The organism is Candidatus Phyllobacterium onerii (assembly GCF_028331445.1).
In the GTDB taxonomy this organism is placed as follows: Bacteria; Pseudomonadota; Alphaproteobacteria; order Rhizobiales; family Rhizobiaceae; genus Phyllobacterium; species Phyllobacterium onerii.
The window spans coordinates 1-14,065 of record NZ_JAQMHX010000023.1 but is presented as its reverse complement, the minus strand read 5'-3'; the positions used below and the strand labels follow the sequence as shown (position 1 = coordinate 14,065).

Annotated in this window: 11 protein-coding genes and 1 pseudogene; 3 read left to right on the top strand and 9 right to left on the bottom strand. The window is 56.7% G+C overall.

What is annotated here, in order from left to right:
* Positions 1-449 precede the first annotated feature (449 nt).
* Positions 450-3,356, bottom strand: a complete 2,907-nt coding sequence (locus tag PHA01_RS27410; protein WP_271899435.1) for an ATP-binding protein — start codon at positions 3,354-3,356, stop codon at positions 450-452.
* 460 nt (positions 3,357-3,816) lie between these two features.
* Positions 3,817-5,016 (bottom strand): MFS transporter, encoded by a 1,200-nt coding sequence (locus PHA01_RS27405; protein WP_271899434.1) that lies wholly within the window; start codon positions 5,014-5,016, stop codon positions 3,817-3,819.
* A gap of 1,086 nt (positions 5,017-6,102) precedes the next feature.
* Between PHA01_RS27405 and PHA01_RS27395 the strand changes: the two genes are divergently transcribed.
* The gene (locus PHA01_RS27395) at positions 6,103-6,654 is read left to right on the top strand and encodes a helix-turn-helix domain-containing protein (protein ID WP_271899433.1); all 552 of its coding nucleotides are present in this window, start codon (positions 6,103-6,105) and stop codon (positions 6,652-6,654) included.
* A gap of 413 nt (positions 6,655-7,067) precedes the next feature.
* Here the strand turns inward: PHA01_RS27395 and PHA01_RS27390 are convergent, their stop codons facing one another.
* From PHA01_RS27390 to PHA01_RS27380, 3 genes are all read right to left on the bottom strand, one after another.
* Positions 7,068-7,802 carry a pentapeptide repeat-containing protein gene (locus PHA01_RS27390; RefSeq protein ID WP_271899432.1) on the bottom strand — a complete coding sequence of 245 codons (735 nt, stop codon included), beginning with the start codon at positions 7,800-7,802 and terminating at the stop codon, positions 7,068-7,070.
* A gap of 257 nt (positions 7,803-8,059) precedes the next feature.
* On the bottom strand, positions 8,060-8,479 hold the full coding sequence (locus PHA01_RS27385) for a plastocyanin/azurin family copper-binding protein (RefSeq protein WP_417021054.1): 420 nt from the start codon (positions 8,477-8,479) through the stop codon (positions 8,060-8,062).
* A gap of 153 nt (positions 8,480-8,632) precedes the next feature.
* A complete protein-coding gene (locus PHA01_RS27380; RefSeq protein ID WP_271899430.1) occupies positions 8,633-9,238 on the bottom strand; it encodes a hypothetical protein in 606 nt (201 codons plus the stop codon).
* Between the two features lie 223 nt (positions 9,239-9,461).
* Between PHA01_RS27380 and PHA01_RS27375 the strand changes: the two genes are divergently transcribed.
* A complete protein-coding gene (locus PHA01_RS27375; RefSeq protein ID WP_271899429.1) occupies positions 9,462-9,677 on the top strand; it encodes a hypothetical protein in 216 nt (71 codons plus the stop codon).
* A gap of 503 nt (positions 9,678-10,180) precedes the next feature.
* Here PHA01_RS27375 and PHA01_RS27370 read toward each other — a convergent pair.
* From PHA01_RS27370 to PHA01_RS29550, 3 genes and pseudogenes are all read right to left on the bottom strand, one after another.
* Positions 10,181-11,296, bottom strand: coding sequence for an alkene reductase (locus PHA01_RS27370; protein ID WP_271899428.1), 1,116 nt, complete (start codon positions 11,294-11,296; stop codon positions 10,181-10,183).
* 506 nt (positions 11,297-11,802) lie between these two features.
* Positions 11,803-12,030: a gamma-glutamylcyclotransferase gene (locus tag PHA01_RS29555; protein WP_417021053.1), complete on the bottom strand. Its 228-nt coding sequence runs from the start codon at positions 12,028-12,030 to the stop codon at positions 11,803-11,805.
* A pseudogene (locus tag PHA01_RS29550) lies at positions 11,958-12,170 on the bottom strand (gamma-glutamylcyclotransferase); the annotation flags it as partial. The pseudogene PHA01_RS29550 and the gene PHA01_RS29555, both read right to left, overlap by 73 nt.
* 497 nt (positions 12,171-12,667) lie before the next feature.
* On the opposite strand from PHA01_RS29550, the gene PHA01_RS27365 reads away from it, so the two are divergent.
* Positions 12,668-12,808 (top strand): hypothetical protein, encoded by a 141-nt coding sequence (locus PHA01_RS27365; RefSeq protein WP_271899427.1) that lies wholly within the window; start codon positions 12,668-12,670, stop codon positions 12,806-12,808.
* 247 nt (positions 12,809-13,055) lie between these two features.
* On the opposite strand, the gene PHA01_RS27360 is transcribed toward PHA01_RS27365, so the two are convergent.
* A complete protein-coding gene (locus tag PHA01_RS27360) occupies positions 13,056-13,943 on the bottom strand; it encodes an alpha/beta fold hydrolase (protein WP_271899426.1) in 888 nt (295 codons plus the stop codon).
* Positions 13,944-14,065: the final 122 nt, after the last annotated feature.

Here is a 14,065-nt window from a genome sequence, read left to right as displayed (position 1 = left end):
TGCGCCGCGACACACCAAAGAGAATGTCGCCATGCAACCGATCTCGTTGTTTTCGTGATGACAGCGATCTATCTATCCGCGTTGTTGGCTTGACGGTCTGCGCGCAATTGAGATGGAGGCGATGACTGCAACAGTAATAATCTGCGGGGCCGGACCAGTTTGACTTGCAACAAGTCACCCACGCGTACGGACAAATCTAAGGCCCTTGTGGTCTCCAGCCCCTCGCTTGAGTTGTTCCAAGGGGCCGGGCTGACGCCCGCATTTATTGCGGCGGGTAACAAGGTGCATCTCAGCCAGATTATGAATGGCGACAAACAGCTTGCGTCGATTGATCTGAGTGAGCTTGATACCCCTACCCCTACGCGTTGATGGCTGCAAAGCGACACCGAGCGCACATTGGAAGCACACCTTAAGGAACTTGGTATTAGGTCGGACGCGCCGGTCTGTGCTTATGCCAGGCTGTCGAGGAGACCCTTCGCAGCTCTCAGATCGCTCGTCGCAAAGCCCTCCGTGAACCGAACGTAAACACCATCTAGCAACGCGCGCGCTTCCTTGCGGCACCCACGATCACGTTTCAGCCGCGCCAGACTCGTTGCAGCGCGGAGTTCCCATGATAATGCGCCTTGGCGAGCTGCAAGGTCGAGAGCTTTTTGAAATTGCGCTTCTGATATTGCGATGGCATTCGGCCCTCCTTCCATCAGGACGATCTCGCCACTGAGGCGAAGAAGCTCAGCCTGAAACCAACGATCGTTCCGACGCTCGCCGATGTCCAGCGCCAGATTGATGGTCTCCAGTGCTTTTCCTGGTTCACCTGACAGCGCCGTGGCAAAGGCAAGCTCCCCGAGAAAGCGGGTGTGGTGCAGGCTAAAGGAGCCCTCGGGGATCTGCTCCACCGCAGCCGCAAGCACCTTGGTGGCGGAAGCCGCCTCGCCCTGCCGGGTAAGAATGGCTCCTTTCCAGCATTGGCTCAGCAGTGACCACTGCTGCAATGGGTCGATCATCACCTGTCGCGACAGCATCGCAAGATAGCGTTCCGCGCCAGGAAGGTCGCCGGTGATCAGCGCAATCCGGCAGGCCGCATACGCCAGCACGTAGGTGATGGAGAGCTCGTGCTCCACCTCAACGGCGCTTTGGAGACTTTGCTCCGTCATTAGCAGGGCCTGATCCGGAAACCCCTGCAGCCAGAGGATCTTCACTAGGCTGACACGGGCCATGACGGTCTGATCGAACTGAAACCGAAGGACTTGCGAGCCATTTTGGGTGGGGGGAAAGGCGCCAAGCGCATGCTCGATGTGCATCTGCGCAGCCCTCAGATCTCCAACATAGAAAGAGGCCATACCCTTCATTCGCCCCAGAAGCAGAGCGTGGTCGGCTGCCGCTAAATCAAGGGCCAGCTTTTCGAACCGTTCGGCGAACGCTGTCGCGCGTTGGAGATGGCCAGCGGTCATGGTCGCGGTCCAAAGTCCCCTCAGCGCGCGAAGCTGGTAGTCGATGTCCCCGAGGGCCTCGGCGATCTCCAAAGCGCCATGCCACATCTGGCTCGCATTTGAGCCAGCCCCCCCCGTATAAAGGAGGGTTGTGCCCAGGGCGGCAAACAACAGCATCCGACGACGATCGGGAAGCCCCTCGGCGGTTTCCAAGTTTGAGAGCGCGGCCTCAACGCGGCAACGGCATTCTTCATTGAGTGACAGATGGGACCAGAGCGGCACCGCAGCGATGGTCAAGTCCACCCCGAGCTGCCGGTCGCCCGCGGGTGAGAAGGTCCAATCCAGCGCGGCGCGCAGGTTGTCGATCTGCCCGCCATAGGCGTTGATCCAGTCGGCGCTCGACCGCTCTCCGGAGTGAGCATTCGCCTGCTCCAGAAAATCAAGGACGTACCGGGCGTGCCGCCGTAAACTCTCGTCCAGCTCTCCGCTCTCCGAAAGGCGCTCCTTGGCATAGGCCCGCGCGGATTCCAGCAAACGGTATGATGTGGTCTCGTGGCTAATGTTCGCTGCGACGAGCGATGCGGACACCAAGTCCACCAAATGCTCGGATACCGCCCATGCGGGCAAATCGCCGCCAGCGACGATTTCGACCGCCGCTTCCAGGGTGAAGTCGCCTGCAAAAACGCAAAGCCGCCGAAACAACGCGTGCGTGGGTCGGGGCAAGAGCTGGAAGCTCCAGTCGAACGTCGCGTTCAGTGTCTGATGACGCGGCAGGGCTGTGCGGCGGCCGCGTGTGAGCAGGCGAAACCGGTCGTCCAGTCTGCGCGCTATTTCCCCGCAGCTGAACGTGTCCGCTCGGCCAGCGGCCAGTTCGATCGCAAGGGGAATGCCGTCCAGCCGCCTACATATTTTACAGATCGTCGACGCGTTAGAGTCTGAAAGTTCAAATGAACTTAGTGTCGCGGTCGCCCGGTTTACAAACAGCTGAACAGAAGGAAAGGCCAGAGCAGCATCAGCGGTCGAGCCCTCGGTCTCGCTCGGCGTTTCCAACGGCATTAGGTACTGGATGAACTCACCTCGGGCGCGTAGCGCTTCGCGACTGGTTGCCAGAACATGCACATCGGGAGCGCTTTCACAGATTTTCTCCGCGAGAGCCGCGGCGGCTTTCAGGACGTGCTCGCAATTATCGAGTACAATGAGCATCCCTTTTTGGCGTAGGAAAGTCACTAGAGCGCGTAGCGGGTCCCCGGAGCTGACCGTCACTCCGAGCACCGAAGCTAGCGTGCTAGGCACAAGGGTCGGGTCGGCGATCGGCGCCAAATCGACAAAACGTACCCCGTCACGATAAGATGAACGCAGGATGCTAGCAACTGCAAGGGCGACCGTGGTCTTTCCGATGCCGCCGAATCCTACGATTGTCATGAACCGGCGCTGGGGAATTTGCGAGACCATTGTCGCGACGAAGCGGTCCCTGCCGAATATCCGTGTGAGGATCGTGGGCAGGTTGTCGAAGGGCACCATCGCCGACTTAACCCCCGCAGAGGCCCCATACCTACCCTGATGCGAGATGGGGGCAACGAAACTGTAGCCCCTACCCGGAATTCCGACGATGAAGCGGCGACCGCCCAGCCCATCGCCAAGGGCCTTGCGGAGCGCGGCGATATGGACGCGGAGCGTGATGTCTTCCACGACGAGTAACTTGGGCCAAGCGAAGGTGATCAAATCTTCCTTGCTGACGACCTCGCCAGCCCTGCCGACTAAGGCCAGCAGAAGGTCGAAGGCGCGGCCGCCGAGGGCCACGTGCCGTCCGTCCTCCACAAGTAGGCGCTTCGACGGGAAGAGGAGAAAAGGCCCGAACGCCAGCCCTGCGCCGCTGGTGTAGGGCGCGCTATTGATCCCGACCACGACATCCAAACTTTCGTCCGCCAACTTACTCCCCTGAATGTGAATACCGCTTCTGTTCCGGATCAAAACCTACGGTACAAATTGCGTCGATAAAATTCATAGGTGGCGATCCGATGAACCCTGCCACGAAAAGGCTTGCAGGAATTTGGACTGGTAGGCCAAGTCAGCCACTACATTCCCGCTGCACCCATCGCATGTGGTCTACTATGTGATGACCATCCCAGCAATTCCGATGTCGACGCAGAGACTGACCCCGGACGGAATTTCAAGCAATAGCACTTAGGTATCGATCCCGAATCAGATGATCTCAATCGGTAACGTCTAAGTGACGTCACCTGTCGCGGATTGGCCAAAAATGCCCTGCTTTGGCCAGATTTTCAATAGATTGCATAATATCCTCTCCGGAGATGGCCACCGTTGCGCCGCCCGCGGCCCGAGGTGCGACATCTTATCGAGCCGAATTCGCGGCGAGCGCCAGCTTAAGCTAGCGCGCTAGCGATCGGGTACGGCTATCCAACATAAGCAGGATCGGAGCAATCAATGCGATGCCCGCAAAGATCGTGAAGGTCTCAACGTAGCGAGTGCCCTCGGCGGCCATGATGTGCAGAGATGCCGAACCAAGGCCAGCGCCCACAGCCAGGGCCATGTAGTTGATGCCGTAGAGCTTGCCGAAGCTTCGCATTCCGAAACGTCTCGACAGCAGGTATCCGATTGCATCGCCCTCGGCTCCGGTGGCGAGGCCGAAAAAGACCGCGCTAACATAGACCGGGATTTGCCCCTCGGAACTCGACAGAATCAGATGACCGGCAACCGGTGATAGAGAGGCCAGGCTGGTTAGTGGGACGGGGGGCAGTCTATCAAGCAACGCCCCAAAGCCGAGGCGCGCGACAATGAAGCTCAATCCTACAAGACTCATGACCAAGGCTGCATTTGCTGGACTGGCTCCCCGATCGACCAGCACGACGGGCAGCGCAATTGATCCGGCTGCGGCTGCGAAGTAATTGAGAAAGAAAGCACCCAACATCAGCCAGAAGCTAGCCGTCGCTACAGCCTGACGAACCGTGCAGCCCTCTGCTCTTGTGCTCACAGGCACCACGGGTGGGTCGCGAATAACAAAGAGCGCGACTGGAAGCGTGACCGCCATCGATGCCAGGCCAGCCACCATGAAGGCAAAACGCCAGCCCCATTCGGAGATTATAATCGCAAGGATTGAGGGAACGGTCGCGATCCCGAGCCCCACGAAGGAAAGCATAACTCCCAGCGCGAGGCCACGCCGTGCGTGGAACCATCCGACCACCACATATGTATAGGGCACACCGGTCTGCCCGGAGCCCAGCAAGCTCGCCACGGCGAGGGCGACGACGAAAATTGGCAGGTTCTGAGATGCGACCCCGACCCCGATCAGGCCGATCGCCATCAACACCGACGATACGGTGAGCACCCTGCGCGGGCCGAACCGGTCCGTCAATGCGCCGACCACAGGCGACATAAGGCCGTTTACGATGGCCATGGGTGCGACGACGGCGGCCACCAAAGTCCTGTCCCACTGAGTGTCCTCGGCGATCGGCACGATAAAAACGCTAAACCCGTAGATCAGGACGATACCGAAGCTGAGATACATACCCGCGCCCGAGCCCAGTACGATTGCAATCCGCCTGGTCCGCCCTGCACTCGTCGTGTCCATATCCAACCGTGCCCTTGTTAGCGTCGCGCGCAAAACCGCACTCGTTTCGCGGGACGACTATTGCGACGGGTTGATCGAGGCTGTTCATTCACGCACCGGCGGTACGGGTAGATGTTAACGCAATACAGCAAATATTGGTCGGTGGAAATGGCGGGAGGCCCCTGACAGTCGTAACAATGGTGTCTGTCAGCAGTCGACCAACTACGGCAGTGCTCAGGACCCGACCGGACTTCCATCTTAGGATTGTGACTGATCACAAGCGGCACATTACCTCGCTTATGTGGGAGAGCATGTCCGGAGATTTATGGGCCATCGCAGAAGGATGACGTCTGCTTGCCTGCCGACCATCAACCAAACTCCTGTCGTTGGAGCAGAAGCAAAATAGAATGATGCCAACCTTGGTTCCAGGTGACTAACCGACCGGTTCATAAATGTCGAATCGACAGCCTCCAAGTTGGGCGTCCACCTTCCACAAACCCGGTCATACCGTCGATTGCCCGATCGCCTTGTACCTGGCCGAGCTGCCAATCGAATACACATTGCGTCCGCCTTGTGAACTGCAGGTTCCCATCCAGGGAGCACTTCTTAACAAAACTTAACGGGCTCCCGGGCCTGCCCGCACGTAATTATGCGGGGGCAGAGTCAGTTTCTCTCACCGTAAGGGAAATAACATGGACGTTTCCATAAAAGACCCATCCAGCGCAATCGGAGTTCCGCCTGTCATACACCATCGTTCGCCCAGCATAGAGGCCGGGAATATCTTCCATCGGGAGGCAAGGCCTGGGGGCGCACCAGTATCGCTGCTGAACGGCTTTCCGACCTCCTCGCACATGTTCCGAAACCTCATGCCGTACTTGGCCGATCGGCATCATGTGATCCCCGCTATCCCGGCTTTAGACTTCGGTCGAACAACCAGCGGTTCTCCAGGCCACACATTAGCGTTCGAAGCTGTTTCTGCGGCTAAGAGATCAACGATCAACGTTTTCCGATCTCACGATCAGCGAATGTTTTGATCGTCATGGGCTTGGAAATATCGGAGTTTCTGGCCCGTCAACGTGTTGACGCCCCAATATGGAGTTTCGTGGAATGCGATCAGAGATGCAATTAATCCGCGCGGCCGATAGTGTCGTCTTGCCTTTATTCTCAAGCCCGGTGTCTGGCACCGAACTTCTAACCATACTGCGTGAACTCATATCGAGCACCTGGGGCATCGATAACGGTACGTCCGACATATACGCTGTCGAGGCGGTGCTAGCGATCGAAGCAAAGATGCATCTAAGCCCCGTAACTGACCGGGGGCGAGGTCAGGGAGGTTTGGGAATATGCCGCATGCGGAAGGTTGCCAAGTTCGTCGATGCAAATCTGCACAATCGCATTTCAGTCCTCGATCTTGCCTGCCTGGTCAAACTGAGTTCCAGTCAGTTTCAGCGCGCATTTAAGCAAAGCTTTGGAGAGGCGACACATATGTATATCATCAAACAACGTGTTGTGCGGGCAAAGGCAATGCTCACTACATCCGACATCAGCGCTGCGCAGATTGCCCTTGCTTGCGGCTTTTCCGACCAATCTCACATGACTCGGTTGTTCACGCGGCTCGTCGGTGAATCGCCATGCAGTTGGAGGCGGAACAGGCTCTGATGGCCGTGCCACGAACAGGTTGTCCGGCACCAATGGCTTGCACGCGCGCGGCGCGCAACTACTTGGGTGTTGGTTGACTGTGGGAGTTCAAGCAAAGACGATTTCCTCGGCTTCCACTTGTGCTCATCGATTTCCATCGAGAGCCCGGGGCGCGTTCGGTACTTCAATAATGCCATTCTTGACCTCAATAGGTGACGTGAGGAAATGCTGGTGTACGGAATTCCATTTGACGAGGTACTCCTGATACGGCGTGGCTCGCACAGATGATACTCGCTCAAGTGTCGAGTTCGTCGAAAGAAGCTGGTGTTCCCCACGATGTCTGGAGTATGACCATTGAACCAAGGAAAGTGATGCTTTCGCATATCGATTGGTTTGAACAGGATTAGTAGCGTCGATTCACGGCCCGTTTTTTGCTAATCCGCTTCATCAGGTGGACATGGCCACGCCGATGGGGTTTTCAGGCCGGGCGGCAGTTTAGTATTGTCATCGCCGCAGGCGTGATTAATTTGGTCTTGGTGCAGCCCTTGTGCAGCAGATAGGTCCACCCCCTCTATTCTGGTGAGCAGCATAAAAGTGTGATCCAGAAGAAGCGCCCCTTCAAATTTCGCTTGGGTGAGATCTGCGCGCGACAAGTCGGCATATGAGAATCGAGCACCAGTCAAAACTGCGTTGTCGAAATCGGCGCGTCCCAATTCCGCCTTCTCAAAATTTGCTCCGGTGAGCTTGGCACCTGTAAAATTGGTGCGCTGCAGCTCTGCGTTCTTGAAGGATGCTGAATCGGCAGAAATGTGCTTGAAACTGCTTCGGTAGGCTTCGACCTCTGTAAAATTGGCTTTCTCGGCATTCGCATCTGCCAGCGAGGCGCGTAGGAGACTTGCCTCCGAGAGGTTGGCCGCCTTCAAGTTGGAATGACTGAGATCGGTCCCGGTGAAATCGGTATTGACAAGGTTAGCCCCCTCAAGATCACTCCGGGGGATCATGATCATGTTTTTCCTGCAATCGCTCCAGTCTAACCCGGGAGCGGGCCTGGCGCTGCAATCTGCCGCCGACGCAGGCAAGATCAATGCAACAAGGCCGATGGTCACAATCGCAACAAGAGTCGAAATCCGTACTAGCGGCCTCCTAAGTGTGTGTTCAAGGATGCTCATCTGTTGCTCCGATAAAGTCCCTCTGCGATATCTCCTTCAGACAATATGGTGTCGCGCATGATTTAATCCAATCGCCGCTACATATGAGCATGTCTATGGCGGGCAGCGGATGCGGCAAATTCATCCACAATGCTATGGAGAGGGCCAGCATCGTCGCTAGTCTTGGCCGAAAAAACCAGTCAAGCGGGGAAGGCCGTGTCACCGTAGAAAATCCAGCTGACGGACTGGGTGTTCTCCGGAGGAAAACGTGAGGAACGCTACTGTCCCCCGCCAGCTATCTTCGTGAAGATCTCGTCGGCTACAGCCTTCGCTTTGCCCGGATACTTGATGGCCTTCAGGCTGTCGAGGTTGCATTCGTACATGTTGACGCCTTCGGCCGACACGGTGACGGTGATGTCGCTGCTGATGTTTCCTTTCCACTCAGCCTGTCCTTCCGGAATTCCGTTCTTGATCGAAACGGAATCGTGACCCTTGTCCGTCGCAACGAACGTCACCGTATCTCCTGGCTCGGCATGGACGATCATCGGCTCGAAACCCATCATCCGACCATCCAGGGTTTTGTTGAGCATCTGGACGCGATGATCGGCGGAATAAGCGGGCAGAGCCAAAGAGAAAGAAGGGAGGCAATCAGGATTCGCATTTGTATTTTCCTCGATGGGGTCAATGGAGGACGTCATCGCGAAGCTACAGCATCGGCCAATTCGAAAGATTTGAACCAAAGACGCACCTCTTGGACGGTTGGGACCGTTTGTGCATCAGGAAGGTCGCACCAACTGGTGAGTGGGGGGCGGACAGGCAGGATTTCACGCCCAGCAAGGACGGCATCCCGGTCAGCCGTGCAGAACGATGGGCTTTTGCAGCGATGGCCTGCGATCTATCGGGACTTCTATGACGCCGCAAACTTCAGTGTTCACGTTCAGTAACACCAACCCTTTGCCATCGGGGAAAACCGTCACGATAGCGGATGTCCAAGGACGATGCTGTTCGACTGTCCCCCTTTCGAGCTTATCTTGAAAGTCGGACAATTCCACCGCATCGAGCAACCTGTGCCGACCGCCTCTTTCATGAATAAGCTCAAGCCAGGCATCGATCGAAGGACACGTTTCGGCGCGAGCGAAATCGGGGAATGCCACAAGTGACGTGCAGACAAGAGCTGCGCTCAAATTCGTCCAACGTTGCTGGAGATCTTTGTTCATGTCGTACCCTATCAGCCGAGAAAACGCCGTCATTTTTGCATCCGGGGGAGGATTTTGATTGCAGCGACAGCGCATTATTTGAACGATGCAGCTGTAAACGGGGTCAATAAGGGCGAATACGTCGCTGGTGGTAAATGCCAGCGCCACCAGACCAGGGGACCACAGAACGAACAACGTCCTAATCTTGTCTAAATGGTTCACGGCTGTGTCCTCCAAAGGAGTTGCCATCGCGCCCATCATACGGGTCGCTTCCAAAGCATTCTCTGATTGGCACGCCACGCAAAGATGGTCGCCGCTTCGGCGCGGTCTTCGTGGAGAATTGGCTGCCCCACAGGCGACCGGGGCGGTAATTGTTGCCTGCACTGGAACCAGCGGAGACTTCGAGCTATGAGGATATAAGCTTGCGGTTGGGTGACTGTGACGACGAATGTCACATCACCCTAACATTCACCAAGAGGCAGACATGGAAACAATCACTATCGAAAATCGCAGCGACTTCGCTCTCTGGGCAATTGAACGAGCCAAACTGATTGTGAGCGAGGAAGGCACGGCCCTTGCTATGGCTGCGCGTGACATGCAGGAGGATGCTATTAGAGACAGTGGTAATGCCCTCGGTAGCGCAATCGCAGTCGCTCTACTCGAGGTGTTCGATGGGCTGGCGCCAAGTGACGAGACATAATCCTGACCTGTAACCACCTCAGTCAGTTGAGTGCCCATGGTTGACTGAGGTGTGGGTTTGTGAACGGTAGGTGTCCGACAGTGTGAGTTGCGTATGCCAAGCCTTCCATTATCTGCAAGGTGGCGTTCGTGGGGGTAGTCCCCAGCCCGTGTGGCTTGACGCTCTCCAAACGGAACCACAGGAACAGGGCCTATTAGGACGCAAGGGTCATAGGGGGCTTGCGCATTCCTTGTATGATTTCATGCCACCTCGGACTTTCGTCAGTTTCAATTGGACCTCAGGCACGCGCTTGTCGGCAAGGGGAATGACTTCACCCGTGTTCTTGATCCGGAAGCCGCTAGACGCTGTTTCGACGTTTTGGTCCTGTCCCTCAAAACAATCCATCGAGGAACAGCATTCAAATCCATATGCCCCCCGACGGGGCATCATGTGCCGCTGCAGACGTTGTAGCGAGAAGGACAAACAACAAGGTTCGCACCAACCTTGGCTTTGGCACCGTCACGCTATCGAGGCCGCGCGGGATAATCCGTGTAGCCCTTCGCCCCGCCACCATAAAACGTCGCTTGATCAGGCTGATTGAGCGCAGCGTGCTCGCGCAGACGCTGGACCAGATCGGGATTGGCGATGAACAGTCTACCGAACGCCACCAAATCGGCATCGCCGTTCTCCACTGCGGTTTCCGCCAGTTTCTGGTCATAACCGTTGTTGACTATCCACGCGGCCTTGCCTCCGGCTTGCCCGTATGCCGCGCGCAGAGCTGCATAATCGAACGGCTTGTCGCCCTGCTGGAAGTCGCGCGAACCCTCCGTCGCACCCTCGATGATGTGCACGTAGGCGAGATTGTGAACTGCCAGTCTCTCAACAACGTGGGTGAAGAGAGGTTGCGGTTCGGGATCCCACGCATCGCAGGCAGGAGTGACCGGAGAGATACGGATGCCGGTTCGTCCCGCTCCAATTTCCTTTGCGGTTGCCCGGAGCACTTCAGCGAGAAAGCGCGTGCGGTTTTCGATCGCGCCGCCATAATCGTCAGTACGGCGATTGCTGCCCGACCGCAGGAATTGATCGATCAGGTATCCGTTGGCGGCGTGAAGCTCAACCCCATCGAATCCTGCATCGATGGCGGCGCGTGCGGCTTTTCGATAGTCCTCGACGATGCCTGGAACCTCCGACAGGTCAAGCGCTCGCGGCGGGGATGTGTCCACGAAAGAACCCGGGCCCTCCGCACCGATCAGGAAGGTCTTGGCTTTTGCCGTTATCGCGGAGGGTGCGACGGGCGCTGCGCCGTTTGGCTGGAGCGTATTGTGGGAGACGCGGCCGACATGCCACAGTTGGACGACGATCTTCCCTTCGACAGCATGGACGGCATCCGTGACCTTGCGCCAGCCCGCAAGCTGTTCAGGCGCATAAAGACCGGGAACGTCGGCATAGCCTTGTCCCTGGTGCGAAATTGCAGTTGCTTCGGTGATCACGAGCCCGGCGGTTGCACGCTGGGTATAATAGGTTACAGCCAAGTCAGTCGGAACAGCGTTCGGCGAACGATTGCGCGTCAAGGGTGCCATGACGACACGATTGGCAAGTTCGATATCGCCAACCTTGATGGGATCGAAAAGAGTGGGCATGGAGAACCTTTCATTAGGGGCACGGTCCCGGCATGTGAATTGCAGCGGCCAGCCGAGAAATGGTGCTATCGTTTTTTGCAGTCGTGTGACGACCACTTGGCATTAAACGACCCGGACCACGTCGACGCGGCAATATGATCTGTTGGTCATCGGGCATCTCAAGGCCAGGGTCTTGTCTGGATGGCCCAGTTTTGGGACGCAAACGGCAAAGATAAAAAGCGGTGCTCGGTTTGACGAACTCCCGGAATGTTTGTGGGACAATAAACTCCCGGAATGTTTGTGGGACAATAAAAATGCCTATCGAGCAGACAGCCAATGCAGGAACCACGCGTCCCCGGGATTGCTCCGGCAACGTTGCTTCTTCGGCTTGCGCGTGGTTTGTGACAGCGAAACGCGCCCAGATCGCTTGCACTTTCCCACTGCGTAAGCTCTTGTGTTCACCAAAACTAATTGCCGCTGATCGAGCCTGGTGCAACGTCGAAACTGCCGATCACGAGTTAGGCAACTCATCGCGGTTTTGAGTTCAATTGGATCGAACCTGACAGCTCCTCAAGATGGCCGTCTGAAAGTCCCAGTCCCCTGAGATGGCTCAGGGTTTCCTCGAGATATTCAAGACCCGTTCCCAAACCGCCTTTCGCGCTCGAAAGGGCGGAAACGATGTCTACGTCGGATATGCCACCCCTGTAACGCTTGCTCGCATGGTTCGCGACAAACGCCACCGTCTGGACTGGCACGGTGTCGACCTTGATTTCCGACCAGATCGGCCGGGGGGTAGACGGAAAGCAACACCTTGGGCGTTTCCCCCTCGATCAAGAGCAAGGGTAAGTCCGGGTTGTTTAGCGCTTCCCCGGCCCGCCACATCCAATACGCAAAAACAACGATGCCAAAATCAGGCAGCACCGCCCCTCGCCGCTCTGCGTAGTTCAGTGCCGGGTTCCACATCAGCGAACCGTATTAAAAAACCCATACGTTCTTTTGCCGACGGCCGGCGACGAATTCTGCGAGTGTCGAATGAAGCTCCTCGTCTGTCCGCACATGCATGTCGATGCCTGCACTTGCGACCAATTCTCGAGCCGAACGGAGGAACGTTCCGTCCGCCAACGTTTCTCGGGAAATCGAAACCATGTTGGATCCATAGCCATTCAGCGAGGAGCAGAAACGCAATATTTCAGCGCCGCGGTCCTGTCGGGATGGCTCAGTTTTGGGATGCAAACGCCAAAGATGAAAGGCCGTGCTCGGAGTGGCGAACTCCCGGGATTCTTTTGGGAGAACAAAGATGCCAACGGTGCTGCTACCGTTCAATCCGGATCGCCCTATTTGGTCTAATCGTATCGGGTTCGATACTAGAACCGGGAACGCAAGGCTCGACATTTGGCTAATTTGGCGCAGCAACACATCGTCATGACGTCGCACGGCAAGATTGCCGTCAAGGAGATCGGCAATGGCGACCTGCCGGTCCTCCTGATCCACGGCAACTCGTTAAGCACGGCCGTGTTCCGGCATCAGTTCTAAAGTCATTATCGAAACGCTTCCCGCCACTGGCCGGCAACGGGCAAGCGTTTCTTGAACTGGCGACAATTGTCGGCAACACATACAAATTCAGGTTTCTCTGAATTACTTTGTCAAACGGTTCCTTGTTTCGGGAAACAAGTTTGCTTTGCTTGTACATGTAGACGGTCTGAAAACTATTAGAGGTTCGGCAGCTTTTGGATTGCAGCAAAAATGCATTCGTTGAACAAAGAGCTTACAAAGGTCTTCTTCATGCAGCTCTTTGTGCCCCGCAGAATTCCCCCAAGACGTGGGCAAATCGCTGCGTTTCCTCCAAGTGAGCGAAGTGCCCGCTCTCGGCAAACTTGACCAACTGCGATCCGCGGATACCGTCCCGCAGTTCGTATGCCCAGCGAGGTCCGCAGATAAAATCATGGACACCCACCAGGATCAAGGTTGGTACTGTGATCAACGCCAGTCCGTCCGTGTTGTCGAAACGCTTGGCGGATCCGACATACGACCCCGTAACGGCATTCCGCAAGGCGCGGAATTCTTCCTCGCGTTTCCAATAATCCGCGAAATAGGCGGGAAACAGATTGTAAAGGGTGGAGCGGAAGGATGCGTCGCCGGCGATGCCGCCCAGAGAATACCAGGCCCGCATGATGCTTGCGGTCTCGGGCCTATCCTTGTTGCGCTGACGGAACGACTCGAGGTTGCGTGTTGCCTCGGCAAAGAGCTCCGTCCCCGCCGCGGGTGCGGTGTCGTAGAGAATTAGACCAGCCAACTTTTCCGGATGGGCAACGGTAAAATTCTGCGCGACGAAACCGCCGTGCGAATGCCCGAGCAAATATACCTTCTGCAGATTGAGATACTCGACTAGGCCGTAGAGGAAACGTGCGTATGTATCCACGTCGTAGCCGTAAGGATGGCTTTCGAACCTGCCCGACTGGCCCGTGCCCACCGGCTCGATGTAGACCATCCTCAACCGTTCCTCAAGAGCAAGCATCCTGAGGTATTCCCAGGCAATGCCGGGACCACCCGAATGCGCGACGCATACGGGTCCGTCTCTCGAACCGGCGACGAAAAAGCGTTGCTCCATTCCGTCGATGTCTATCGAATGATAACCGTCCATGAGCGGAGCGGGGTGGGAGTCATGCATCACTTTGCTCCTTACCGGTCTCGGGCGCTGTTCAGCTTTTCCACCGTGGTTGCCGTCGTCCAGACTGCGTTGGCAAACCAGCGGAAGTTAACCAGGGCAGCCCGGTAGGCATCGCCCTCCGG

What these genes read in the sequence shown, in the direction of transcription:
- PHA01_RS27405 (WP_271899434.1), bottom strand. Translation starts at nt 5,016, where the DNA reads ATGGACACGACGAGTGCAGGGCGGACCAGGCGGATTGCAATCGTACTG.
- PHA01_RS27395 (WP_271899433.1), top strand. Translation starts at nt 6,103, where the DNA reads ATGCGATCAGAGATGCAATTAATCCGCGCGGCCGATAGTGTCGTCTTG.
- PHA01_RS27390 (WP_271899432.1), bottom strand. Translation starts at nt 7,802, where the DNA reads ATGAGCATCCTTGAACACACACTTAGGAGGCCGCTAGTACGGATTTCG.
- PHA01_RS27385 (WP_417021054.1), bottom strand. Translation starts at nt 8,479, where the DNA reads ATGACGTCCTCCATTGACCCCATCGAGGAAAATACAAATGCGAATCCT.
- PHA01_RS27380 (WP_271899430.1), bottom strand. Translation starts at nt 9,238, where the DNA reads ATGATGGGCGCGATGGCAACTCCTTTGGAGGACACAGCCGTGAACCAT.
- PHA01_RS27375 (WP_271899429.1), top strand. Translation starts at nt 9,462, where the DNA reads ATGGAAACAATCACTATCGAAAATCGCAGCGACTTCGCTCTCTGGGCA.
- PHA01_RS27370 (WP_271899428.1), bottom strand. Translation starts at nt 11,296, where the DNA reads ATGCCCACTCTTTTCGATCCCATCAAGGTTGGCGATATCGAACTTGCC.
- PHA01_RS27360 (WP_271899426.1), bottom strand. Translation starts at nt 13,943, where the DNA reads ATGCATGACTCCCACCCCGCTCCGCTCATGGACGGTTATCATTCGATA.